Origin of the sequence: Actinomadura rupiterrae (assembly GCF_024172125.1) — a bacterium.
Taxonomy (GTDB): domain Bacteria; phylum Actinomycetota; class Actinomycetes; order Streptosporangiales; family Streptosporangiaceae; genus Spirillospora; species Spirillospora rupiterrae.
The window spans coordinates 419,434-442,456 of the sequence record NZ_JAMZEA010000007.1; the positions used below are offsets into that span (position 1 = coordinate 419,434).

A 23,023-nucleotide genomic window follows, 5' to 3' on the forward strand; every position below is an offset into this window, starting at 1 on the left:
ATCACCAGGGAGAGTCGTCTCGTGACCGAACCGAACCACGGGGGCACGGCACACGACCACGAGTTCGCCCGGGGAGCGGCGGCGCTGCTCCGCCGCGAGCTCGCGCGCCCGAGCACCCCCGGATCGCCCGCCGACGTGACCGTCCGGACGAACACCCCCGCCGCCGCGTTCGGCTCCTGGGACGCCGCGGGCGCCCTGGCCGGGACCGCCGCCCGCGGCCATGCCGAGTTCACCGCCGCCTACCGGCTGCTGTTCAGCGAGATCCGGACCGCCGCCGAGGCGCTGGAGCGCAGCGCCGAGACCGTCCAGGACGCCGAGGACGACAACGTCGACCGGGTCGGGCGCGTCCGCGAGCTGCTGGACGGCGGCCCGAAGGCCGGTGGCGCCTCGCCGGACGGCGGCCCGCAGGAGACCTCATGACCGACCCCCGCCACGCTCCCATCCGCACCGGCAACCCCCCGGCCGGCGCCCTGTCCGGGTACGGGGACGCCGACAAGGTCCGCGACATGCTGCGCGGCACCTCCCCCGCCGACGTCGCCACCGCCGCGTCCGCCTACGACGACGCGACCCGCCGCCTGCACGAGCTGCGCGACCTGCTCTTCCACCTCGTCCGGCGGCACGGCGAGGACCCGGCCGCCGAGGGCTCCCCGTCCCTGGCCGCGCTCCGCCGCCTGCTCGCCGACGCCGAGCACCTCCTCGCCGCCGCCCGCGCGATGAGCGAGGCGCTGCGCGCCTACGGCGGCGAGATCCTGCCCTGGTACATCGAGCACGCGCCCGAGCACGGCGCCGTCCAGGACGACGTCGACCAGTACATGCGCCGCCTGAACGCCCGGATCACCGAGCTGTGGCACGCCTTCCCGGAGAAGATCGACGGCGCCGCCGACGCCCCGCCGCCGAAGCGCCGCACCACCCTGGCCTCGGCCTCGCCGTCGCCCGATGCCAAGGACGACGACAAGTCCTCGCCGGAGCACCACAACGGCAACCAGCAACAGCAGCAGATCGTCCCGATGATCGGCATCCCGATGGGCGGGATGGGCGGCGGCCGCGGGGGCTCGGGTTCCCGATCACGCTCCCGCAAGGGCACGCGCCGCAGGATGGACGTCCCGTCCCCGTCGGTCAAGCCGGGGCCGGGCCTCATCCCGGACCGCGAGCCGCGCATCCTGACCCCGGCCGCCGAGACGGCGAAGAAGCCGGCGCCGAAGCTGACCGCGCCGCTCAAGCCGTCGCTCCCGTCCATGCCCCCGGCGCCCGAGCCGGGCTGGACACCGCCGGTCTCGGTCGCCGACTCGCTGACCCCCAAGCCCGCGGCGTCCGCCCCTGCGGAACCGGCACCGCCGCAGAGCCCGATCGCCGAAGCGCTCTCCGCGCCGCGCGAGGACGAGCCCAAGTCCTGAGACATGGCAAGGCCCCGCGCCCGGGTGCTCGGGACGGACGCGGGGCCTTGGTCTGTGCGAGCGCCTAGCGCTCCTCGCGGAAGTCCACGTGCCGCCGGACGACCGGGTCGTACTTGCGCAGCACCATGCGGTCAGGGTCGTTCCGCCTGTTCTTGCGGGTCACATACGTGTGCCCCGTCCCGGCGGTGGACCGGAGCCTGACCACGGGCCGCAGCTCGCTACGCGCCATGAGTTCCCCTCTTCCCTCGGAAACCGATGCCATCATAACGACAACCGTTTTCAATTTCATCCCGGTCGGCGGATTCGGCCCTGCGGGCTGTGGGGCAGGTCACGGTGGGTGGGTGTCACAGGGTTCGGGGGTGCGGCATCTCTATGGCGACATCGTGTTCGCCAGTGAGGAGTCGTTATGGGTGCTCGGTTGAATCTGTTCGGGAGTCCGGTGGCGGCCAAGGCGCTGAAGCACTTCGCTTCGGCGAGCGGGGTCATCATCAAGGAGTCGACCGTTCCGGCGGCGACTCGGGACATGGTGATGCTGCGGGCCAGCCAGATCAACGGGTGCGGGTACTGCACCGATGCGCACAGCAAGGATCTGGCGCATGCGGGCGAGGACCAGACCCGGATCAACCTCGTCGCGGCGTGGCGGGAGTCGAACGTCTTCACGGACGCCGAGCGGGCCGCGCTTGAGCTGGCCGAGGAAGGCACTCGGATCGCGGACGGGGCGGGCGGGGTTTCCGAGGGGGTATGGGAGAACGCCGCCAAGTACTACGACGAGGCGCAGCTCACCGATCTGCTGCTGATCGTGGCGCTCATCAATGCCAGCAACCGGATGGGCGTCATCAACAAGCAGCCGGGGGGTGACTACAAGCCCGGGCAGTTCGGGTGATCTGACGGGGGCGCCCGGGTCGTCCGGGCGCCCCCGCTCCGTCAGGTCAGGGACGCGTAGCGGGAGGTCAGGGCCGCTTCGCCCGCGGGGGTGAGGGTGCCCAGGAGGCGGACGCGGGCCAGGCCGCCGTCGGGGTGGATGTCGATGCGGGCGTGGGTCGCCTCGACGTCGGAGTCCAGGCGGAAGCGGTGGCGGGTGTCCGGTTGGAGGTTTGTTCTCGGCATCAGTTCGCGCCATTCGCCGGTAGGTGTTTGAGCTGAGAGGGCCACGGCGGCGGGGGCGTTGAATTTCAGGTTCGTGGTGTCGAACTCGGCCAGGGCGATCTTGCCGGGGGCGGCCAGTTTCACCACGGCCCAGTCGTTCCCGGCGTCGCGGCGGCGGGCGGTCTCCCAGCCCTCGGCCTGGTTGCGGGCGTGGCCGGGGAAAAGCATGTTGTCGGGTGACGAGTAGAACATGTTGCTGCATTCGGTGACGTGGGCGCCGTTCTCCAGGGCGGCCAGGTCGATGGTGAGGCCCGTGAGAAGTCGGGGATCCGGCACGACTTCGCCGTGGACGCGGAGGCGGGCGATCCCGCCGTCCGGGAACATGTTCAGCCGGACGTGCGTGAAGCGGCGGTCGACGTCCACCTTGAACTCGTGGACGGTGTCGCCCTGCAGCGGGCTCTTCGGGACGATCTCCGTCCAGCCGGTGAGGTCGGACGGGCCGGGGTAGCCGTCCACCGAGCAGGCCTCGACGGAGGCGTGCGGCGGGTAGTTGCCCTTGAACCAGGCGGTGTCGATCACGACACCGCGGATCACGCCGGGGAGGCCCAGGCGGACGACGGCCCAGTCGTGGCCGAGGGCGCCGGACGCGTCGGGGCGGCGGCGGGCGGTCTCCCAGCCGTCGTACTCCTGGCCCTTCGCGCCGAAGGTCTCCGGGGAGAACCGCGGCGCCCAGGGGTTGATCAGGTTCTCCTTCTCCTCGAACGACTCGTCGCTCGCGGCGGTCACCGATCCGCCCAGGGTGCGCAGGGCGAGGTCCGGGAGGGCGGAAAAGTCGGTCACGTACTACTCCGATCGGGTGCGGGGCTCAGCAGGACGCCGCGCGGCGTGCCGTTCACGGACTCGCCGCGCAGCCAGGTCGCCTGGACGGCGCCGGTGAGGGTGCGGTCCGCGTACGGGGTCACGGGGTGGCGGTGTTCGAGGTCGGCGGGGACGACCGTGAAGGGCTCGTCGGGGGCGAAGGCGACGAGGTCGGCGTCGCCGCCGACGGCGATGCGGCCCTTGCGGGAGGTCAGGCCGGCGAGCGCGGACGGCCCTTCGGCCATCCAGCGGACGACGTCGTTCAGGGAGTGGCCGCGCTCGCGGGCGGCCGTCCAGACGGCGGGGAGGCCGAGCTGCAGGGACGCGATGCCGCCCCACGCGGTGGCGAAGTCGCCGCGCTTCAGCTCGGGCGTGCAGGGCGAGTGGTCGGTGACGACGCAGCTGATCACGCCGTCGGCGAGGCCCGTCCAGAGGGCGTCGCGGTTGGCGGCGTCGCGGATCGGCGGGCAGCACTTGTAGGACGTGGCGTCCGGCGACGGGACGTCCCCGGCGGAGAGCGTCAGGTAGTGCGGGCAGGTTTCGGCGCTGATCGGGAGGCCGCGCGAGCGGGCCTTGGCGAGGGGTTCGAGGCAGTCGGCCGCCGACAGGTGCAGGATGTGCGCGCGCACGCCCGTCTGCTCGACGAGCCGGATGACCAGCTCGACCGCCGACCGCTCGGCCGAGGCCGGACGCGACGCCAGGAAGTCCGCGTACTCCCCCGATGAGGGCGGGGCCAGCTGGGACGGGTCCTCGGCGTGCACGATGACCAGGCCGTCCAGCGCGGCGATCTCGCGGAACGCCTCGTGCATCTGCTCCGGGGACAGCGGCGGGAACTCCGGGACGCCCGAGTCGGCCGTGAAGCACTTGAAGCCGAAGACCCCGGCCGAGGTCAGCGGGCGCAGCGATGGAACGTTCCCGGGCACCGCGCCGCCCCAGAACCCGACGTCCACGTGCACCGCGCCGGACGCGGCGGCGCGCTTGGTCTCCAGGGCGGGGACGTCGACCACCGGCGGCAGCGAGTTCAGCGGCATGTCGATCAGGGTCGTGACGCCGCCCCGGGCCGCCGCGCGGGTCGCGGTCGCGAAGCCCTCCCACTCGGTGCGGCCGGGCTCGTTGATGTGGACGTGCGTGTCGACCAGCCCGGGCAGCAGCGCGAGGTCGCCGAGATCGACCTCGGCGGCGGCCCGCAGCGGCGCGTCGCGGTCGCCGACCGCGGCGATCCGGCCGTCCCGGACGGCGACGGCGGCGGGCCGCTCGCCGTACGGGAGGACGGCGCGCCGCGAGCGGATCACCAGGTCATAGCTCACGGTCACTCACCAGGCCACGGCCACTCACCACGTCAGGATCACTCACCAGGTCACAGGTCACGGTCACGGTCACGCTCCTCGCGGGGGACGGGGGTTCCGGTCAGCCACGCCGCGGCGATCCGATCGGCGGCGAGGCGTTCGAGCAGCGGCCCCGCCTCGGCCATGCAGACGGCGGGGTCGGGCTCGATGTCGGTGAGCGCGAAGGCGTCCTGGATGCGGGCCTTGCGCAGCTGCTCGCCGGTCAGGGCGCGGCGGCCCGCGACGGCGACCGTGTCGACGCCCTCCCGGGCGGCGGCGCGGGCGACGCCGACCGGGGCCTTGCCGCGCAGCGACTGCCGGTCCAGCGAGCCCTCGCCGGTGATCACCAGCCGCGCGCCGCGCACGGCGGTGGTGAAGCCGAGCAGGTCGAGCAGGTAGGAGATGCCCGGCCGGACGGCCGCGCCGAGGAAGGTCATCGCGCCGAACCCGACACCGCCCGCCGCGCCCGCGCCCGGCCGCTCGTGCACGGGACCGCGGCCGCCGACCGCGACCAGGCCGGCCATCGACGCCAGCCGCGCGAGGCCCTGTTCGAGCGTCCGGACCTGGGTCGGCGACGCGCCCTTTTGCGGCGCGAACACCTCGGCGGCGCCGTCCGGGCCAAGCAGCGGGCTGTCTACATCGCTCGCCACTACCACCTCGACGTCCTCCAGCCGGGACGGCAGCGTCCCGAGGTCGATCGAGGCGAGGCGGCGCAGCGCGGCACCGCCGGGCGGCAGCTCCGCGCCGTCCGCGTCGAGAAACCGGACGCCCAGCGCGGACGCCATGCCGGCCCCGCCGTCGGTGCAGGCCGAGCCGCCGAGCCCGAGGACGATCCGCCGCGCGCCGCCGCGCAGCGCCGCGTCGATCAGCTCGCCCGTCCCCCGGCTCGACGAGGTCAGCGGCGCGAGCTCGCCGCCCGGCAGCCGCCGCAGCCCGGACGCCTCGGCCAGCTCGACCACGGCCGTCGAGCCGCGCACCGCGTAGGCGGCGACGATCGGCTCGCCGGTCGGCCCGGTCACCGCGGTCTGCAACCGGGAGAAGCCGGACGCGACGGCGGCGTCGACCGTGCCGTCACCGCCGTCCGCGACGGGCAGCAGGGTGACCGGGACGTCCGGGCGGGCGCGGCGCAGCCCGGCCGCGACGTGCGCGGCCACCTCGGCCGCCGTCAGCGACCCCTTGAACTTGTCGGGCGCGATCACCACGTGGTCCCGCTTCACCTGCCACCTCTTTCTCAGAACGCGCCTGCCTCAGAACGCGCCTACGGCACCGGCTCGTACTCGCGCATCCGGTCGATGCGCACGCCGTTGGCCGTGTCGGACTCGCGGTCAATCATGATCTCGACCAGCACCGGGCGGGAAGTCCGGCCGGCCTCCTTGCGCGCCCATTCCAGCGCGGGCCGGATGTCGCCCGGCGCGAGCACCCGGCGGCCGGAGCAGCCGTACGCCTCCATGATCTTGACGTTGTCGGTGCCGAACTCGTCGTAGTGGATGTCCACCTCGTACTTCATGCCGTAGCCGCCGTGGTCCTCGGCCATCCGGATCAGCCCGAGGTACTCGTTGTTGATCATGATGAGCACGAACGGGACGTCGTACTGCGCCGCGACCGCCAGCTCCTCCACCAGGAACTGGAAGCCGTAGTCGCCGACGATCCCGACCACCTCGGCGTCCGGCTCGGTGCGGCGCAGCGCGGTCTTCACGCCGATCGCCGCCGGGATCTCCCAGCCGAGCGGGCCGGCCTGCCCGCACACCTGGTAGTGCCGCGGCTTCGGCGCCTTCTGGTGCTGCCCGCCCCAGATCTGGTACAGCCCGATCGCGGTGACGAAGTAGGTGTCGCGGCCGTAGAAGGCGTTGATCTCCTTGTAGACGCGGGGCGCCTTGATCGGCACGTCGTCGAAGTCCTCGCGCCGCACCAGCGACGCCTTCAGCGACCGGACGCGCTCGGCCCACGAACCCGACGTCCCGGACACGCCGCGCGCTCGGGCGGCCTCGGTGAGGGCGCGCAGGAAGAGCTTGGTGTCGGAGACGATGCCCAGGTCGGGGCCGAAGACCTTGCCGATCTGCGTCGGCTCGACGTCCACGTGGATGAACTTCCGCTCGCCCCGGTACACGTCCAGCTGCCCCGTGTGCCGATCGCCGAAGCGCGCGCCCAGCGCGAGCACGAGGTCGGCTTCGAGGAAGGACGCGTTGCCGTAGCGCTGCGAGGTCTGGATGCCGGTCATGCCCGCGTAGAGCGGGTGGTCCTCGTCGATCGCGCCCTTGCCCATCAGCGTCGCCTGGACGGGGATCTGGAGGAGTTCGGCCAGCTCGACCAGCTCGTCCGACGCGTCCGCGAGGATGACGCCGCCGCCCGCGAGCAGCAGCGGACGCTCGGCCGCCAGGAGCATGTCGAGTGCCCGCTCGACGCGCGGCGGGTGCGGCGCGACGGGCGTGACCGGCAGCGGCGCGTCGATCGACGCGTCCCACTCGATCTCCTGCTTCTGCACGTCGATCGGCAGGTCGATGAGCACCGGCCCGGGACGTCCCGACCGCGCGACCCGGAACGCCTCGCGGAAGATCCAGGGGGCCTGCGCGGCCTCCTTGACCTGCACCGCCCACTTGGTGACCGGCTTGGCGATCTCCACGATGTCGACCGCCTGGAACGCCTCCTGGTGCAGCCTGTCCGAGGCGGCCTGGCCGGTGATGCACAGGATCGGCACCGAGTCGGCGTGCGCGGTGTAGAGGCCGGTGATCATGTTCGTCCCGGCCGGGCCGGACGTGCCGATCGCCACGCCGACCCCGCCGGTCGTCCGCGACCAGCCGTCGGCCATGTGGGTGGCGCCCTCCTCGTGCCGGACGATCAGGTGCTCGATCCCGCCGTCCCGCTCCATCGCCTGGTACAGCGGCAGGATCGCGGCTCCGGGACACCCGTAGGCGATGTCGACGCCCTCGGACTTGAGGATGTCGACGACCGCCGACATGACGGGAACTTTCGCCATGGTGCACTATCCCTTCTGGGGCGGACGGCCGGCCTCCTGCTCGGAGTTGGCGCTCGGTGGAAGGCCGGCCGTCCGTTCTGGCAAGGAAAACGCTTCTAGGAACGGCCCGAGAGGTCCTCCACGACCTTCAGCAGGGCCGAGTGGTCGAGCGTGCCGTAGCCGCGCGAGCGGGCGGCGGCGACCAGGGACGCGACGAGCCCGGTCATCGGCAGCGACACGTCCGCGCTCCGGGCGGCGGCGGTCGCGATGCCCATGTCCTTGTGGTGCAGGTCGATGCGGAACCCCGGCTCGAACGAGCGGGCCAGCATCGAGTCGCGCTTGAGGTCGAGGATGCGGGACGCGGCGAGCCCGCCCGCGATCACGTCGATGCCCGCCTTGGCGTCCACGCCGGCGGCCTCCATCAGCACGATCGCCTCGGCGACCAGCCCGTAGGTGCCGCCGACGATCAGCTGGTTGGCGGCCTTCACGTACTGGCCCGCGCCGCTGCCGCCGACCAGCTCGAACGTCTTCCCGACGGCCTCGAACACGGGCCGGGCCGCCTCGAAGTCCGCGCGCTCCCCGCCGACCATGATCGACAGGACGGCGTCGACCGCGCCCTTCTCGCCGCCGCTGACCGGGGCGTCCAGCACGCGCAGGCCGCGCTCGCGCCCGGCGGCGGCGACGCGCTGCGACGTCTCCGGACGGATGGTCGAGAAGTCGATGCAGAGCGCGCCCGGCTTGGCCGATTCGAGGATCCCGCCGAAGAAGACCTCCTCGACGTGCTCGTCCTGCGGCAGCATCGTGATCACGACCTCCGCCCCGGCGACGGCCTCCGCGACACCGGACGCCGCGTGCCCGCCCGCCGCGACCAGCGCGTCCAGCCCCGCGGGCGCCACGTCGTAGCCGGTCACGTCGTGCCCGGCGGCGACCAGGTGGCGGGCCATCGGCGCGCCCATGATCCCGAGCCCGACGAATCCGATCGTGCTCATCCTTGGCTCCTGTTCGTCGATGAGAGCCTCATGCGGGCCACTCCTTCATCCAGCCGAACCCGGTCGGGCCGTCCGGCTTGTACTCCAGGGCCGTCCAGCCGTCGTAGCCGGCCTCGTCGAGCGCGCGGAACAGCGCGCCGAAGTCGATGCCGCCGGTGCCGGGCGCGCCGCGTCCGGGCGCGTCGGCGATCTGGACGTGCCCGATGTCGGCGGCGTGCTCCCGGACGACCCGCTCCAGGTCGTCGCCGTTGCTGGCCAGGTGGAACGCGTCGAACAGGAACTTCACGTTCGGTTCGTCCACGCGGCGGAGCACGGCGATCGCGTCGGCGGCGGTCTCCAGCGGGTAGGCGCCGTTCAGGCCGCGCGCGAGCGGCTCGACCAGGACCGTCCCGCCGAACGCGGCGACGCGGCGGGCGGCGAACGCGAGGTTCTGGGTGGCGACCCGGTCCTGCTCGGCGGCCGAAACGCCGTCGAGGCGCTGCCCGTAAAGGGCGTTGAACGCGCGGACGCCCGTCCGCTCAGCGATGCGCTCCAGCACGCCGGCGCTCTCGCGGAACTCGGCCGCGCGCGCCGGGTCCGACAGGACGCCGCGCTCCCCCGCGGGCATGTCGCCCGCGTAGAAGTTGAGCCCGATGTGCCGCACGCCCGCGTCCTCGATCGACTGGCAGAACGCGTCGATCTCGCTCTCGGACGGCACGGGCGCCTCGGGCCACGGCCACCAGAACTCGACGGCCTCGAACCCGGCGTCGCGCGCGGCGGCGGCCCGTTCGAGCAGCGGCAGCTCGGTGAACAGGATCGAGCAGTTGACCGCGTAGCGTCGCGGCATCAAGCTGCCTCCTTCTTCCTCGTCCGGTAGGCGGTCCAGCTCTGGAACTCGGTGATGTCGGTCAGTGTGGGATACGAGGTGGGCGGGCGGCGCAGCAGCATCGCGAACGCGGACGAGCCGTCCGCCAGTTCGACCACGCCGAGCTCCAGCTCGGGCGGCTCGGCGGGCAGCAGCCGGTCCCGCAGCACGTCCATCGGGACGTCGTATACCTCGCCGGACACCGCCGTCCCGCCGTGCGCGACGGGCGCCAGCGCCGGGCAGCGGTCGCCGACGGAGTAGAAGCGGTAGCGGGCGGCGGTCGTGGTGGACGCGACGAGCGGCGCGCCGTCCAGCAGGTAGTGCAGCGGTCCCCCGCGCATCGCCCCGCCGTTCAGGAACACGTGCGGCATCGATCCCTCCTTCGTTCAGGCCACTCCAGCGGCGGTCAGGTCGGTCGTGGTCAGGCGACTCCGGCGGTGGTCAGGTCGTCGTGGTGGATCGGGCCGTCGGTGCGACCCAGCGGCAGGCCGGCGCCGCCGCGCCGGGCGGCGACGAACTCGGCGGCGATCGCGAGGGCGGTCTCCTCGGGCGTCCGGGCGCCCAGGTCGAGCCCGATCGGCGAGCGCAGCCGCGCCAGCTCCCGGTCGGTGAGTCCGGCTTCGCGGAGCCGGACGAGCCGCTCCCGGTGCGTCCGCCGCGAGCCCATCGCGCCGACGTAGGCGACGGGCAGCCGCAGCGCGACCTCCAGCAGCGGGACGTCGAACTTGGCGTCATGCGTGAGGACGCACACGACCGTCCGCCCGTCGAGGGCGCCGCGCGAGGCTTCGGCGGCGAGATACCGGTGCGGCCAGTCCACGACGACGTCGTCCGCGTCCGGGAAGCGCGCGGCCGTCGCGAACACCGGACGGGCATCGCATACCGTCACCCGGTACCCGAGGAACGACCCCTGCCGGGCCAGCGCGGACGCGTAGTCGATCGCGCCGAACACCAGCAGCCGGGGCGGCGGCGCATACGACTGGACGAAGACGTCGAGATCATCGCGGCAGCGCACCGACCGGACGCCGGTCCGCCCGCCGTCGAGCATCGCGCGGGCCTCGCCCAGCACCACGGCGTCCACGTCGGCCAGGCCGGTCCCGCCGAGGTGGCGGTCGGGCCAGACCACGATCGGCGCGGACGCGTGCGGCATGACATGCGCGAAGGCCACGGGTTCGGAAGCGGAGACCGCCGCCAGCCCAGCGTCCGGAACGGGTCCTGGTTCGACGTACACCTCGATGGTGCCGCCGCAGGTCAGGCCCACCGCGAAGGCGTCGTCGTCGCTGTAGCCGTAGGACTCGCGGACGGGCGAACCGCCGTCGAGCACCTCCCGGCACAGCTCGTACACGGCGCTTTCGACGCATCCGCCGGAAACGCTCCCCACGGCCTCGCCGGACTCGGAGACGGCCATGGCCGCGCCGGGCTGGCGAGGTGCGGAGCCGCCCACGTTGATCACGGTGGCGACGGCGTAGCGGGTTCCGGCAGCGTTCCAGCCGCGGAGCCGGTCGGCGATCTCGCGCATCACTTGATCCCCAGTGCTTCCTCGATCGGGTGCAGGGTGAAGTAGGCGATGAAGACCAGCGACAGCGGGTAGAGCAGCCAGTGGATCTCGCCGACCTTCCCGCGGGCCAGCTTGAGCAGCGTGTAGGACAGCACGCCCGCCGCCACGCCGACCGTGATCGAGTACGTGAACGGCATCAGCACGATCGTCAGGAACGCCGGGACGGCGATCTCCAGGTCCTCCCAGTCGATCTTCCGCGCGTGCGTCATCATCAGCGCGCCGACCACGACCAGCGCTGGCGCGGCGGCCCCGACCGGGACGACCCCGGCGAGCGGTGTGAGGAACATCAGCGCGCCGAGCAGGACGCCGGTGACGACGCTGGCCAGGCCCGTCCGGGCGCCCTCGGCGACGCCCGCCGCCGACTCCACGACCGCGGTGTTGGCCGAGCCGTTGATGCCGCCGCCGATGATCGCGCCGAAGCCGTCCACGGTGAGGATGCGCGAAAGGCCGGGCAGCCGGCCCTGCCCGTCGGTCATCCCGGCCTCCTCGCAGACGCCGAGGATCGTCCCCATGGCGTCGAAGAAGCCCGACAGCACCAGCGTGAACAGCACGACGGACGCGGTGACGATCCCGGCCCGGCCGAACCCGCCGAACAGGTCGACCTTGAACATCAGGTCGAACTTCGGCGTGGCGACGATCGAGTCCGGCAGCTTCGGCACGACCGGTCCCCACGTCTTCGGGTCGATCGTGGCGGTTTTGTCCACCACGACCGCGAGGACCGTGGAAACGACGATGCTGATCAGCATCGCGCCCGGCACCTTGCGGATGAACAGCACTAGCGTCAGGACGAGCCCGAAGCAGAACACCAGGACGGGCCAGCCCGCGAGCTTGCCGAGCACGCCGAGCGTGACCGGGGTGGACGCGGGCGCGGTCGCGTGGTGGCCGACGAACCCGGCGTCCACCAGGCCGATCAGCGCGATGAACGCGCCGATCCCGACGCCGACCGCCTGTTTCAGCGCGAGCGGGATGGCGTCCATGATCAGCTGCCGGACGCCGGTGAGCGCGAACAGCACGATGATCACGCCTTCCAGCACCACCAGGCCCATCGCCTGCGGCCAGGTCATGTGCGGCGCGGCCTGGAAGACCACGATCGGGGTGACGCCGAGCCCGGCGGCCATGGCGAGCGGCGCGTTCCCGACCAGTCCCATGAGCAGGGTGGACAGGCCCGCCGACAGCGCGACCATGGTGGTCAGCTGGGCGGGGTCGAGCTTGGCTCCGGTGACGTCCTTCGCGTCCCCGATGATCAGCGGGATGAGCACGACCAGGTAGGCCATGGCGACGAAGGTGGTGACGCCGCCGCGGATCTCGCGCGGCACCGTGGTGCCGCGCCCGGTCAGATCGAAGAAGCGGTCGAGCGGTGAGCGGTTCGCATGGGTGGTGGACGGGCGTGACTTCGGGGGTGGGGCTTGGGTCTCGGTCACGGTTCGTGCCCTCCTTCAGGGCGCGATCGAACCCCGGGCGGCCCTCTTGTACGAGGCCGTCCGTTCGTTTCGATCGGAGCGGTTGTGGAGCAGGGCCCGCCGTCCCCCAAGCGCATCGGCGGGCCGCCCCTGTTGGTCAACTGCTGACCGGAGGCCGCGGCGGGATCACGCCACGATGTGCTCCGGGCGAACCGGCACTCGGGTGAGCGCTTTGCCGGTCGCGTCGCGGACGGCCGCGACGATCGCCGGCGTGGACGAGAGCGTGGGTGGCTCTCCGGCGCCCCGCAGCCCGTATGGGGCGTCGGGGTCGGGGTGTTCGAGGATGTCGAGCCGCATCGGCGGCATGTCGAGGATGGTCGGGATGAGGTAGTCGGTGAACGAGGGGTTGCGGACCAGGCCGCCGGCGACGACGATCTCCTCCATCACGGCCAGGCCGAGCCCCTGCGCGGAGCCGCCGTGGATCTGGCCCTCCAGCGACAGCCGGTTGAGGATCTTCCCGACGTCCTGGACGGCGGCCATCTCGACCACCTTGACCAGGCCGAGCTCGGTGTCGACGTCCACGACCGCGCGGTGCACGCACAGCGCGAGCTGGGTGTGGCTGTTGCCCTGGCCGGTCTCCGGGTCCATCTTCTGCGTGGGCCGGTGGTGGAACTCGCGGGTCGCCTCGATGACGTCCTCGCCGAGCACCTTCTCGATCGGCCCGACGATGCCGTTCCAGCGCGAGACCACGTAGCCGTCGTCCAGGTAGAGCTGGCCGTAGGTGCTGCCGAACTTGCGCTCGGCCATGGCGAGCAGCTCGTCCCGGACGGCGTGGCAGGCCTTCTGCACGGCGCCGCCGCTCATGTACGACTGGCGGGACGCCGAGGTCGAGCCGGCGTCCCCGACCGTGGTGTCGGCGGGCGCGATCGTCACCTTCCGCACGCCCAGCTCGGACCGCGCGATCTGCGCCTGCAGCGTCACCAGGCCCTGCCCGACCTCGGCGGCGGCGGTGTGCACGAGCACGGTCGCCTCGCCGCCGATCACCTCCAGCCGGACGCGGGCGGTGGACAGGTCGTCGAAGCCCTCGGAGAAGCAGATGTTCTTGATCCCGACGCCGTACCCGATGCCGCGCACGACACCCTCGCCGTGCGTGGTCTGGGACGCGCCGCCCGGCAGGTTCCGGATGTCGGACGTGTCGGCCGCGGGCGGCAGCGGCATCGCCTCCAGCCGGGTCAGCATGTCGGCGAGCGGCGCGGGCGACTCGATGACCTGGCCCGTCGCGAGCTTGGAGCCCTGCGAGACGGCGTTCCGGCGGCGCACCTCGACGGGCGAGAGGCCCGTCGCGGCGGCGAGCCGGTCCATCATCGACTCGTAGGCGAAGCAGGCCTGCACCGCGCCGAAACCGCGCATCGCGCCGCACGGCGGGTTGTTGGTGTAGACGCCGTACGCGTCGATCCTGATGTTCGGGATCTCGTACGGCCCGACGCCGAGCGAGGCCGCGTTGCCCGTGACGTTCAGCGTGGACGAGGTGTACGCCCCGCCGTCCAGGACGATCTCGACCTCGGCGTAGAGGATCTTCCCGTCCGCCGTCGCGCCGTACTCGTAGTGCATCGACGCCGGATGCCGGTGGACGTGCCCGAAGAACGACTCGTACCGGTTGTAGGACATCTTCACCGGCTTGCCGGTGTGCAGCGCCAGCATGCCCGCGTGGATCTGCATGGACAGGTCCTCGCGACCCCCGAACGCGCCGCCGACACCCGCGAGCGTCATGTGGATCCTCTCCTCGGGCAGGCCGAGGCAGGGCGCGATCTGTTCGAGGTCGTTGTGCATCCACTGCGTGGAGACGTACAGGTCGATCCCGCCGTCCTCGGACGGCATGGCCAGGCCGGACTCGGGGCCGAGGAACGCCTGGTCCTGCATGCCGACCTCGAAGTCACCGGAGACGACGACCTCGGCCTGGGCGCGCGCCGCGTCCACGTCGCCGACCCGGACGGGCTGGTGCCGCGTGATGCCGCCGAGCGGCTGCACCTTGTGCCGCTCCGGGTCGGCGATCACCGCGCGGGCGTCGGTGACCGGCTCCAGCACCTCGAACTCGATCGCGATCTTCTCCATCGCGCGTCGCGCCGTCTCCGGGTGGTCGGCGGCGACCAGCGCGATCGGCTCGCCCTGGTGCCGGACCTGGTCGATCGCGAGGACGGGCTGGTCGAGCGTCCCGTCGTGGCCGAAGAACTTGACGCCCGGCACGTCCTCGTGGGTGAGGACGGCCACGACGCCGGGCACGGCCAGCGCGGGCGCGATGTCGAGCGACCGGATGAGCGCGCGCGGGTGCGGGCTGCGCAGCGTCGCGCCCCACAGCATGCCGTCGATCCACAGGTCGGACGAGTAGGCGAACTCGCCCGCGACCTTGAGCGTGCCGTCCGGGCGGAGCGGGCTGTCGCCGACGCGGCCCCTGCCCTCCGGCCCGACGTGCGCGGCGACATGCCCCGGCGACTTGATCGGCGCCTGGTTCCTCGGGGCCGTTGAGGAGGTGCGGTTCTCGGGTCGCATGGCTACAGGACCTCCTCGGCGAGGGTCATGAGGCGGCGGTGGGCGGCGGCTCCGCGCCGTCCGACCTCGTCCTGCGGGACGGTGACGAGCGTGTCGTCCTGGACGACCGTCCGGCCGCCGACGAGCAGGCGCGCGAGCGGCGGCGTCGCGCCGTAGCCGAAGGCGACGACCGGGTCGTCGACCGCGGCGTGGAAGCCGTCCACGCGCCAGAGCGCGATGTCGGCGAGCTTGCCCGGCTCCAGCGAGCCGATCTCGTCCTGCCGGCCGAGGCAGCGCGCGCCGCCCATGGTCGCCATCTCCAGCGCCTGCCGGACGGTCAGCGCGGTCGGGCCGTGCTTGGCGCGCTGGAAGTACATCGCCTGCCGGATCTCCCCGGCCAGCGGCACCATCTCGGCGGACGCGGCGCCGTCCACACCGAGCCCGACCGCCGCACCGGCCTCCAGCAGCGCCGACACCCGGGCGATGCCGGCGCCGAGCCGCGCGTTGGACGACGGGCAGTGCGCGGTGCCGGTCCCGGTCTCCGCGAGCCGCTTGACGTCGGTGTCGTGCAGGTGGACGCAGTGCGCGAGCCACACGTCCGGGCCGAGCCAGCCGATCGAGTCCATGTACTCGGTCGGGGTCATGCCGAACTGCTGCAGCGTGTGCTCCTCCTCGTCGAGCGTCTCGGCGAGGTGGGTGTGCAGCCGGACGCCCTTGTCCCGGGCCAGCTCTGCGGACCGGACCAGCAGGTCCTTGGTGACCGAGAACGGCGAGCAGGGCGCGACGGAGATCCGCAGCATCGAGCCGAAGGACGCGTCGTGGTACCGGTCGATCGCGGCGGACGTCTCGGACATGATCGTGTCGATGTCCTCGACCACCTCGTCCGGCGGGAGGCCGCCGTGCGAGGCGCCCCGGTCCATCGAGCCGCGGCACGGCTGGAACCGGACGCCCAGCTCGCGCGCCGCCTCGATCTCGGCGGCGAACAGGTCGCCGCGCCCCTTCGGGAAGACGTAGTGGTGGTCGGTGGACGTCGTGCAGCCCGACTTGGCGAGCCAGCCGAGCCCGGCGGACGCGGCGCCCGCGACGACCTCGGCGTCCATCTTCGCCCAGACCCGGTAGGACGCGACGAGCCACTCGAACAGGGTGTTGTCGGCCGCGAGGCCCTGGGACGCCCACTGGTACAGGTGGTGGTGCGAGTTGACCAGGCCGGGCGTGGCGAGGCAGCCCCTGGCGTCGATCCGCTCGCCGCCGGCCACGGGCGCGGGTCCGGCGCCGACCGCGGTGATCCGGTCTCCCTCGATCACGATGTGGCCGTCCGGGTACTCGTCCCCGGTGACGGTCACGACGTACGCGTTCTCGATGACGATCAGGCTGCTGCTCATTCGGCGGACGCCTTCCGCTTCGCGGCCAGCCGCACGGCGTCGAGGATCTTCTCGTAGCCGGTGCAGCGGCACAGGTTCCCGGCGAGCGCCTCGCGGATCTCCGCGTCGGACGGCTCGGGGTTCCGCTCGATCAGGTCGTGCGACTGGACGATCAGGCCGGGCGTGCAGAACCCGCACTGCACCGCGCCCGCCTCCAGGAACGCCTGCTGGACGGGGTCCAGCTCGTCGTGCCCGGCGGCCGCGCGTCCGGCGGTGTCCCCCGCGGCATCGCGGCGTCCGGCGGTGGCGAGGCCCTCGACGGTGCGGACCTCGCGGCCCTCCACCTGCCCGGCCGCGACCAGGCAGGAGCACACCGGGGTGCCGTCCAGGTACACCGTGCAGGAGCCGCATTCGCCCTGCTCGCAGGCGTTCTTGGAGCCGGGCAGGCCCATCCGCTCGCGCAGCACGTACAGCAGGGACTCGCCCTCCCACACATCGTCCACGGCCTCCTGCGAGCCGTTGACGGTCACGTTCACGCGCATCAGGACGCCTCCTCTCGGGTCGCGCGGTGGTCGTTCCAGGCCCAGGTCAGCGTGCGGCGCGCCATCACCGACAGGGCGTGCTTGCGGTAGTCCGCGGTGCCGCGGACGTCGTCGATCGGCGCGGCGGCCTCCTTGACCAGCTCACCGAACCGCTGCGCGACCGATACCGACAGCGGGCCGCGGGCGTCCCAGTCCAGCTCGGCTGACAGGAACTCCTCGGCGGCGGTCGCGCGGCGCGGTGTCGGCGCGGCGGACCCGACACCGGTCCCGACCCGGCGCTCGTCCGGGTGCAGGGCGATCGCGAACGAGCAGACGGCGATCACCATCGCGTTCCGGGTGCCGATCTTGGAGAAGTACTGCGGGCCGGACGCCGGGGCGATCCTGATCGCGCGGATCAGCTCGTCCGGTTCCAGGGCGTTCCGCTTGACGCCTTTGTAGAAATCCACAGCCGGGATCAGCCGGGTGCCGCGGGCGGACGACTCGGCCTCGATCACGGCGTCCGAGGCGAGGAGCGGCGGGTGGCTGTCCCCGGCGGGCGACGCCGCGCCGAGGTTGCCGCCGACCGTGCCCCGGTTGCGGATCTGCGGGGAGCCGACCGTCCGGGACGCCTGCGCGAGGCCGGGCAGCCGGTCGCCCAGCTCGTTGATCAGCCGGACGTACGGGACGCCCGCGCCGACCCGCAGCGTGCCGTCCGGCAGCGTCTCGACCTCCGCCAGTTCGCGGACGGGGTTCAGGTCGAGCAGCGCCGGCGGCCGGTGCACGTCGAAGTTGATCTCGACCATGACGTCCGTGCCGCCCTGGATCGGCAGCGCGTCCGGCTGGCCGGCCTTGGCGGCCAGCGCGTCCGCCCAGGTCACGGGCCGTAGGAACTCCATATCTCAGCCTCTCACTTCCAGGCCGAAGGCGATTGCGGTGCGTCGTCGTCGAGCACCGAGCCCTCGATCAGCCCGTACGGCCGGTCCGCCGCGAAGAAGACCTCGTTCGGGTTGTCCAGCCCGAAGGGCTCCAGGTCCACGACGAAGTGGTGCTTGTTCGGCATCGCCATCCGCACCTCGCAGACCTCCCTCCGGTCGTTCAGCACGCGGCGGCCCATCTGGTAGAGCGTCTGCTGCAGCGACAGCGAGTGCGTCTCGGCGAACGCCTCCAGAAGGCACTGCCTGGCCCGCCGGTAGGACCGTCCCCAGTCCGAGGACGTGCCCCGGTGCCGCCACTGCGCCGTCACCGCCGTCGCGAGGATCCGGTCGCTGGTCTCGGCGAGGGTCGTGAACTCGTCCTTGATGAACCCGTGGAACTCGCTGCCCGTGGAATTCAGGACGACCAGGTCCGTCAGCCCCGACACCACCGACTCCTCGCCGTCCGTGCCGTCGCTGTGGACGAGGCAGGTCCGCGTCTCCGCGCCGTTCCGGACGAACGAGTGCTGCTCGTCCCGCAACCCGAGGTGCGGGTTGTCCTCCACCGGGATCCGGTCCCAGGCGTACTCCTCGATCTCCACCCGGGCGTGGTGGACGGACGGCTGGGAGTCCACGAAGTGCCGGGCCAGGAGCAGCGCGAACTCCTCGATCTCCCCGATGTTGTACTTCTTCGCGAACGCGAAGACCGTGTTCTTCTGCGTGTCGGTGGGGAGCACCGAGCCGTTGTCGCCGGTCAGGTGCACCTCGTCCATGTCGCCGGAGAGGGAGACGCTGACGTTCAGGTCCTTGATGCGGTGGGTCCCGCCGTCCTTGGTGACGCGCACGACGCGCGTCTCCGCCTTCCCGTAGCGGTTGGGGCCGAGAACGATGGCCATGGGGGGTTAGCTCCCTCGGTAGGTCGAGTAGGCGAACGGGCTCAGCAGCAGGGGCACGTGGTAGTGCTGACCGGGATCGGCGATCCGGAACGCCACGGCGACCTCGGGGTAGAAGTCCGACAGCTCCGCGGTGTCGAAGACCAGCCGGTACGTCCCCGCGGCCAGGTCGGCCCCGCCCCAGTCGCGGATCCGGCCGTCGGCGTCGGTCCGGGCCGCGGCGATCTCGCGGTACCCGGCGCCGTCCCGCCGCTCCAGCCGGACGCGGACGTCCTCGGCGGGCCGTCCCCGGGCGGCGTCCAGCACGTGCGTGGAGAGCGACATTCACGCCCCTTCGATCAGCGTGGAGAGCGGCCTCCGGGCCCCCTCGATCAGCGTGGTGAGCGACATTCAGAACCCTCGGTCAGCGTGGAGAGCGGCATTCAGGACCCTCGATCAGTTTGGCCAGGCGGAGGCCGGTGATCGCGGCGAGTTCGGCGCGGACCGCGGACCGCTCGGTCTCGGCGTCGTGTCCCAGCCGGACGCGCAGGTCGGCGAGGATCTCCTCGGCGGTCCGGCCGGTCGCGCAGATGAGGAACACGTGCCCGAAACGCTCCTCGTACGCCCGGTTCCCCTCCAACAGCAAGCGCTTGGTCTCGTCCGCGGCGGACGCCGCCCCGGACTGCTCGCCGCGCGACCAGCGGGCCTCCCGGCCCTCGCCCTTCGCGCGGTCCCCGATCCGGGGGTGCGCGTCGAGGGCCTCCCGGACGTCCGCCCAGTCCAGGTCGTCCAGGGCCTTCGCCGAGGCCGCCGCCAGCGCGGCCGGGTCGTCGTAGGGCCGCCCGGCGGCGACCTCGGCCGCCCAGCGCCGGGAGGCGCAGCAGGTCAGCAGCTCCGCCTCCGCCGCGTCCTCGGGCAGCGCGTTCAACCGGTCCAGCACTCCGCCTCCCCTTTCCGGTGGTTGACACGAGTACACACAGCCGCCGCCCGGCAGGTCGAGAGACAGGAAGTCCGAACTCCGCACGGCACCTCACCGTGGATTTCGTGCGTTGCTCCAATCGCCTCCGCACGTGAACCGTGGGTTAACGTTCGGCCCTATGAGGCTGCGTTCCCTGCTGGCGATGCCCGAAATCCGGCTGGAGCTGGTAACCGGCGACGACGAGCTGGACCGGGTCGTCCGCTGGGTGGTCACCACCGACCTGCTCGACCCCGGCCGCTACCTGAGCGGCCGGGAGCTGGTCCTGACCGGGCTGGTCTGGCGGACGTCCCCGGACGACTCGCAGGTGTTCGTCCGCGCCCTCGCCCGCGCCGGGGTCTCGGCCCTGGCCGCCTGGGACGCGGTGAACGGGACGATCCCCGCCGACCTGGTGGAGGCCTGCGCCCAGTACCGGATCCCGCTGTTCCGGGTGCCGGAGGACGTGGCGTTCGCGACGGTCACCGAGCACGTCGTCCGGCGGCTGTCCGGGGCGCGGGCGGCCGACCTGACCGCCGTCCTGGACCGGCACCGGCAGCTGGTCGCCGGGGTCAGCGAGGGCGCGGGCCTCGGCCCGGTGCTGGAGCTGGTGGACCGCGACCTCGGCATGCGCTGCTGGGTGCTGACCCCCACCGGACGCGTCGTCGCGGGTGCCGGGCCGCCGGACGACCCCGAGGGCCTGGCCCGGGTGTTCCTCACCGCGCCGCGCCTGCCGCACCGGCTGACCTCGCCGGACCTGTCGATCTTCCCCGTCGCGCCGGACACCACCGCGCGGGTCGCCGACTGGTTCATCGCCTGCGCGGGCGACGTGGAGGACTGGCCCGCCGAGCGGCGCGCGCTGATGTCCGAGCTGACCGCGATCGTCGCGCTGGAACGGGCCCGGCTGGACGATCGGCTCAGCGTGGAGGGGCGGCTGACGCAGGAGCTCGTCCGGCTGGTGGTGTCGGGCGCGGCGGCGGACGAGGTCGTCCCGCGGCTGGAGCTGACCGGCCTCGACGCCACCGCCACCTTCGCGGCCGTTTCGGCCACGGCCACGGGACGCTTGCGGCCCGGCGAGCTGCGGACCGTCCTGCGCGAGGCGATGCCCGGCCCGAGCCCGGTCGTCGGCCTGCTGGACGACGAGGCGGTCGCGCTGGTGCAGGTCGAGCGGGGCCACGACGTGGCCGGCGAGGCGCACCAGGCGCTCCAGGCCCTCGCCCCCGGCCTCGGCGGGGACCGGCTCGCGGTCGGGGTGAGCGACGTCGTCGCCGCCGGTGAGCTGCGCGGCGCGGTCGAGGAGGCCCGCTACGCCCGGCGCCTCTCGGCCGGACGCGGCGAGGCCGTCGCGGTCGTCGGGCACGACGAGCTGGCCACGCACGTGCTCCTGCTGGCGTCCGTGCCGGACGAGGTCCGGCACATGTTCAAGGTCCGGCTGCTCGACCCGCTGCGCACCTACGACGAGGTGCACAAGGCCGACCTGATCCTGACCCTGGAGACCTTCCTCCAGCACTCCGGATCATGGACGCGCTGCGCCGAGCAGCTGCACCTGCACGTCAACTCCGTCCGCTACCGGATCCAGCGCATCGAGGAGCTGACCGGCCGCAACCTGGCCCGTCTGGAGGACCGCGTCGACTTCTTCCTGGCCCTCCGCCTCGGCTGAGCGAGGCGCTTCCTGGCCCTCCGCCTCGGCTGAGCGAGGCGCTTCCTGGCCCTCCGCCTCGGCTGAGCGAGGCGCTTATTGGCGCTGCGCCTCGGCTGACCGCCGGCTTTTGGAGGATCCGGCGGAGTTCGCGGCCGGGCGGCGCCCGCCTGGGCGGAGCTTCGTACAGAGTTCCGGGGCCGTCCTTGACCGGCCCCGGAGCCCCTTCCGTACGGTCGGCGTCACCACGGAGGTGACAGTGAGCCACTTGACGACCGAGTCCGGGGCGCCCGTCGCGGACAACCAGAACAGCGCGTCCGCCGGGGCCGGCGGGCCGCTACTCATCCAGGACCAGCAGCTCGTCGAGAAGCTGGCCCGGTTCAACCGCGAGCGGATCCCCGAACGCGTCGTGCACGCGCGGGGCGCCGGAGCGTACGGCCATCTGGAGGTGACCGACGACGTCACCTCCTACACCCATGCCGCGTTCCTGGCCGAGGTCGGGAAGCGAACGGAGGTGTTCGTCCGGTTTTCGACCGTCGCCGACTCGCTCGGCGGCGCGGACGCGGTGCGCGACCCGCGCGGCTTCGCCGTGAAGTTCTACACCGAGGAGGGCAACTACGACCTTGTCGGCAACAACACGCCGGTCTTCTTCATCAAGGACCCGCTGAAGTTCCCCGACTTCATCCACTCGCAGAAGCGCGACCCGTACACCGGCGTCCAGGAGCCCGAGAACGTGTGGGACTTCTGGTCGCACTCCCCCGAGGCGACGCACCAGGTCACCTGGCTGATGGGCGACCGCGGCATCCCCGCGACCTACCGGCACATGAACGGGTTCGGCTCGCACACCTACCTGTGGGTCAACGCCGAGGGGCGCGCGCACTGGGTGAAGTACCACTTCAGGACCGACCAGGGCATCAAGTGCCTGACCACGGACGAGGCGGCCGTGCTGGCCGGACGCGACCCGAACTCGCACCAGCAGGACCTGCACCGCGCGATCGAGCGCGGCATGTTCCCGTCCTGGACGCTGTCCGTGCAGCTCATGCCCGTCGAGGACGCCGCGTCCTACCGGTTCAACCCGTTCGACCTCACCAAGGTCTGGCCGCACGCCGACTACCCCCTCGTGCGCGTGGGGAGGCTCGTCCTGAACCGGAACCCGGAGAACGTTTTCGCCGAGGTCGAGCAGGCGGCGTTCTCGCCCAACAACTTCGTCCCGGGAATCGGGCCGTCCCCGGACAAGATGCTCCAGGGACGCCTGTTCGCGTACGGCGACGCGCACCGCTACCGGCTCGGCGTCAACCACACGCAACTGCCGGTGAACGCGCCGCACGCCACGTCCGCGTCCAACTACGGGCGGGACGGCGCGATGCGCTTCGACGGCAATGCCGGACGGGCCAAGAACTACGAACCGAACAGTTTCGGTGGCCCGGCCCAAACGAACAAGCCGCTGGCCACAGGAATCGAAGTCTCGGGCCTCGCGGGCGCGCACGAGCCCGTCCTCCACCGGGACGACGACCACTTCTCGCAGGCGGGAGCGCTGTACCGGCTGATGAGCGGCGCCGAGCAGTCTAGGCTCGTCGCCAACATCGCGGGCGGCCTCTCCCGGGTCTCGGACGACGCGATCGTGGACCGCGCCATCGCGCACTTCCGCGCCGCCGACCCCGCGTACGGCCACGCGGTCGAGACGGCCGTCAAGGAGCGCCGCTCCTGACGGACCCCGTCCGGTTCCCCATGACCGGACACACGAGGCGGGCCCCGTCCGACTTCCACCCCGGACGGGGCCGCGCCCCTAGTGGCCGACCTCAGCAACCGACCCCGGCTCCACCGCGTCCCATCCGAT

At 72.5% G+C, this 23,023-nt stretch carries 22 protein-coding genes; 5 read left to right on the top strand and 17 right to left on the bottom strand.

Annotated features, from left to right (window positions below; genetic code table 11):
- Nucleotides 1-21: 21 nt before the first annotated feature.
- Nucleotides 22-420, top strand: a complete 399-nt coding sequence (locus tag FHU30_RS26275; protein ID WP_253879280.1) for a hypothetical protein — start codon at nucleotides 22-24, stop codon at nucleotides 418-420.
- Nucleotides 417-1,394 carry a hypothetical protein gene (locus FHU30_RS26280; protein WP_253879282.1) on the top strand — a complete coding sequence of 326 codons (978 nt, stop codon included), beginning with the start codon at nucleotides 417-419 and terminating at the stop codon, nucleotides 1,392-1,394. Before FHU30_RS26275 ends, FHU30_RS26280 begins: the two co-directional genes overlap by 4 nt.
- A 64-nt stretch (nucleotides 1,395-1,458) precedes the next feature.
- On the opposite strand, the gene rpmG is transcribed toward FHU30_RS26280, so the two are convergent.
- Nucleotides 1,459-1,623 (bottom strand): 50S ribosomal protein L33, encoded by a 165-nt coding sequence (gene rpmG, locus FHU30_RS26285; RefSeq protein ID WP_253879284.1) that lies wholly within the window; start codon nucleotides 1,621-1,623, stop codon nucleotides 1,459-1,461.
- A gap of 177 nt (nucleotides 1,624-1,800) precedes the next feature.
- Between rpmG and FHU30_RS26290 the strand changes: the two genes are divergently transcribed.
- On the top strand, nucleotides 1,801-2,277 hold the full coding sequence (locus FHU30_RS26290; RefSeq protein WP_253879286.1) for a carboxymuconolactone decarboxylase family protein: 477 nt from the start codon (nucleotides 1,801-1,803) through the stop codon (nucleotides 2,275-2,277).
- 41 nt (nucleotides 2,278-2,318) lie between these two features.
- On the opposite strand, the gene alc is transcribed toward FHU30_RS26290, so the two are convergent.
- From alc to uraD, 16 genes are all read right to left on the bottom strand, one after another.
- Nucleotides 2,319-3,320: an allantoicase gene (gene alc, locus FHU30_RS26295; RefSeq protein ID WP_253879287.1), complete on the bottom strand. Its 1,002-nt coding sequence runs from the start codon at nucleotides 3,318-3,320 to the stop codon at nucleotides 2,319-2,321.
- The gene (gene allB, locus FHU30_RS26300; protein WP_372503954.1) at nucleotides 3,317-4,645 is read right to left on the bottom strand and encodes an allantoinase AllB; all 1,329 of its coding nucleotides are present in this window, start codon (nucleotides 4,643-4,645) and stop codon (nucleotides 3,317-3,319) included. The genes alc and allB overlap by 4 nt, the downstream gene beginning before the upstream one ends.
- Nucleotides 4,646-4,695: 50 nt before the next feature.
- The gene (locus FHU30_RS26305) at nucleotides 4,696-5,880 is read right to left on the bottom strand and encodes a glycerate kinase (RefSeq protein WP_253879291.1); all 1,185 of its coding nucleotides are present in this window, start codon (nucleotides 5,878-5,880) and stop codon (nucleotides 4,696-4,698) included.
- Nucleotides 5,881-5,921: 41 nt separating this feature from the next.
- Entirely contained in the window at nucleotides 5,922-7,637 is a 1,716-nt protein-coding gene (gcl, locus tag FHU30_RS26310) for a glyoxylate carboligase (protein WP_253879292.1), read from the bottom strand.
- Nucleotides 7,638-7,732: 95 nt separating this feature from the next.
- Nucleotides 7,733-8,626 (bottom strand): NAD(P)-dependent oxidoreductase, encoded by an 894-nt coding sequence (locus FHU30_RS26315; RefSeq protein WP_308211406.1) that lies wholly within the window; start codon nucleotides 8,624-8,626, stop codon nucleotides 7,733-7,735.
- A 7-nt stretch (nucleotides 8,627-8,633) separates the two neighbouring features.
- Entirely contained in the window at nucleotides 8,634-9,431 is a 798-nt protein-coding gene (locus tag FHU30_RS26320) for a hydroxypyruvate isomerase family protein (RefSeq protein ID WP_253879295.1), read from the bottom strand.
- Nucleotides 9,431-9,820: an allophanate hydrolase-related protein gene (locus FHU30_RS26325; protein WP_253879297.1), complete on the bottom strand. Its 390-nt coding sequence runs from the start codon at nucleotides 9,818-9,820 to the stop codon at nucleotides 9,431-9,433. Before FHU30_RS26325 ends, FHU30_RS26320 begins: the two co-directional genes overlap by 1 nt.
- Before the next feature lie 50 nt (nucleotides 9,821-9,870).
- The gene (locus FHU30_RS26330; protein ID WP_253879299.1) at nucleotides 9,871-10,965 is read right to left on the bottom strand and encodes an XdhC family protein; all 1,095 of its coding nucleotides are present in this window, start codon (nucleotides 10,963-10,965) and stop codon (nucleotides 9,871-9,873) included.
- Nucleotides 10,965-12,425: an NCS2 family permease gene (locus tag FHU30_RS26335; protein WP_253879300.1), complete on the bottom strand. Its 1,461-nt coding sequence runs from the start codon at nucleotides 12,423-12,425 to the stop codon at nucleotides 10,965-10,967. Before FHU30_RS26335 ends, FHU30_RS26330 begins: the two co-directional genes overlap by 1 nt.
- Before the next feature lie 165 nt (nucleotides 12,426-12,590).
- Nucleotides 12,591-14,951 carry a xanthine dehydrogenase subunit D gene (gene pucD / locus FHU30_RS26340; RefSeq protein ID WP_253879302.1) on the bottom strand — a complete coding sequence of 787 codons (2,361 nt, stop codon included), beginning with the start codon at nucleotides 14,949-14,951 and terminating at the stop codon, nucleotides 12,591-12,593.
- A 2-nt stretch (nucleotides 14,952-14,953) separates the two neighbouring features.
- On the bottom strand, nucleotides 14,954-16,312 hold the full coding sequence (locus tag FHU30_RS26345; RefSeq protein ID WP_253879304.1) for an 8-oxoguanine deaminase: 1,359 nt from the start codon (nucleotides 16,310-16,312) through the stop codon (nucleotides 14,954-14,956).
- The gene (locus FHU30_RS26350) at nucleotides 16,309-16,833 is read right to left on the bottom strand and encodes a (2Fe-2S)-binding protein (RefSeq protein WP_253879305.1); all 525 of its coding nucleotides are present in this window, start codon (nucleotides 16,831-16,833) and stop codon (nucleotides 16,309-16,311) included. The genes FHU30_RS26345 and FHU30_RS26350 overlap by 4 nt, the downstream gene beginning before the upstream one ends.
- On the bottom strand, nucleotides 16,833-17,708 hold the full coding sequence (locus FHU30_RS26355; protein ID WP_253879308.1) for an FAD binding domain-containing protein: 876 nt from the start codon (nucleotides 17,706-17,708) through the stop codon (nucleotides 16,833-16,835). The genes FHU30_RS26350 and FHU30_RS26355 overlap by 1 nt, the downstream gene beginning before the upstream one ends.
- An 11-nt stretch (nucleotides 17,709-17,719) precedes the next feature.
- Nucleotides 17,720-18,619, bottom strand: coding sequence for a factor-independent urate hydroxylase (gene pucL, locus FHU30_RS26360; protein ID WP_253879310.1), 900 nt, complete (start codon nucleotides 18,617-18,619; stop codon nucleotides 17,720-17,722).
- Between the two features lie 6 nt (nucleotides 18,620-18,625).
- On the bottom strand, nucleotides 18,626-18,940 hold the full coding sequence (gene uraH, locus FHU30_RS26365) for a hydroxyisourate hydrolase (RefSeq protein WP_253879312.1): 315 nt from the start codon (nucleotides 18,938-18,940) through the stop codon (nucleotides 18,626-18,628).
- A gap of 79 nt (nucleotides 18,941-19,019) precedes the next feature.
- The gene (gene uraD / locus FHU30_RS26370; protein ID WP_253879313.1) at nucleotides 19,020-19,535 is read right to left on the bottom strand and encodes a 2-oxo-4-hydroxy-4-carboxy-5-ureidoimidazoline decarboxylase; all 516 of its coding nucleotides are present in this window, start codon (nucleotides 19,533-19,535) and stop codon (nucleotides 19,020-19,022) included.
- Between the two features lie 157 nt (nucleotides 19,536-19,692).
- Between uraD and FHU30_RS26375 the strand changes: the two genes are divergently transcribed.
- Together FHU30_RS26375 and FHU30_RS26380 are read left to right on the top strand one after the other, a co-directional pair.
- Nucleotides 19,693-21,207 carry a PucR family transcriptional regulator gene (locus FHU30_RS26375; protein WP_253879315.1) on the top strand — a complete coding sequence of 505 codons (1,515 nt, stop codon included), beginning with the start codon at nucleotides 19,693-19,695 and terminating at the stop codon, nucleotides 21,205-21,207.
- Nucleotides 21,208-21,445: 238 nt separating this feature from the next.
- Nucleotides 21,446-22,894 carry a catalase gene (locus FHU30_RS26380; protein ID WP_308211397.1) on the top strand — a complete coding sequence of 483 codons (1,449 nt, stop codon included), beginning with the start codon at nucleotides 21,446-21,448 and terminating at the stop codon, nucleotides 22,892-22,894.
- Nucleotides 22,895-23,023 lie beyond the last annotated feature (129 nt).

Bases quoted from the DNA above. Each gene is read 5' to 3' on its own strand.
- FHU30_RS26280 (WP_253879282.1), top strand. From the start codon at position 417: ATGACCGACCCCCGCCACGCTCCCATCCGCACCGGCAACCCCCCGGCC.
- rpmG (WP_253879284.1), bottom strand. From the start codon at position 1,623: ATGGCGCGTAGCGAGCTGCGGCCCGTGGTCAGGCTCCGGTCCACCGCC.
- FHU30_RS26290 (WP_253879286.1), top strand. From the start codon at position 1,801: ATGGGTGCTCGGTTGAATCTGTTCGGGAGTCCGGTGGCGGCCAAGGCG.
- gcl (WP_253879292.1), bottom strand. From the start codon at position 7,637: ATGGCGAAAGTTCCCGTCATGTCGGCGGTCGTCGACATCCTCAAGTCC.
- FHU30_RS26320 (WP_253879295.1), bottom strand. From the start codon at position 9,431: ATGCCGCGACGCTACGCGGTCAACTGCTCGATCCTGTTCACCGAGCTG.
- FHU30_RS26325 (WP_253879297.1), bottom strand. From the start codon at position 9,820: ATGCCGCACGTGTTCCTGAACGGCGGGGCGATGCGCGGGGGACCGCTG.
- FHU30_RS26330 (WP_253879299.1), bottom strand. From the start codon at position 10,965: ATGCGCGAGATCGCCGACCGGCTCCGCGGCTGGAACGCTGCCGGAACC.
- pucD (WP_253879302.1), bottom strand. From the start codon at position 14,951: ATGCGACCCGAGAACCGCACCTCCTCAACGGCCCCGAGGAACCAGGCG.
- FHU30_RS26345 (WP_253879304.1), bottom strand. From the start codon at position 16,312: ATGAGCAGCAGCCTGATCGTCATCGAGAACGCGTACGTCGTGACCGTC.
- FHU30_RS26350 (WP_253879305.1), bottom strand. From the start codon at position 16,833: ATGCGCGTGAACGTGACCGTCAACGGCTCGCAGGAGGCCGTGGACGAT.
- FHU30_RS26355 (WP_253879308.1), bottom strand. From the start codon at position 17,708: ATGGAGTTCCTACGGCCCGTGACCTGGGCGGACGCGCTGGCCGCCAAG.
- pucL (WP_253879310.1), bottom strand. From the start codon at position 18,619: ATGGCCATCGTTCTCGGCCCCAACCGCTACGGGAAGGCGGAGACGCGC.
- uraH (WP_253879312.1), bottom strand. From the start codon at position 18,940: ATGTCGCTCTCCACGCACGTGCTGGACGCCGCCCGGGGACGGCCCGCC.
- FHU30_RS26375 (WP_253879315.1), top strand. From the start codon at position 19,693: ATGAGGCTGCGTTCCCTGCTGGCGATGCCCGAAATCCGGCTGGAGCTG.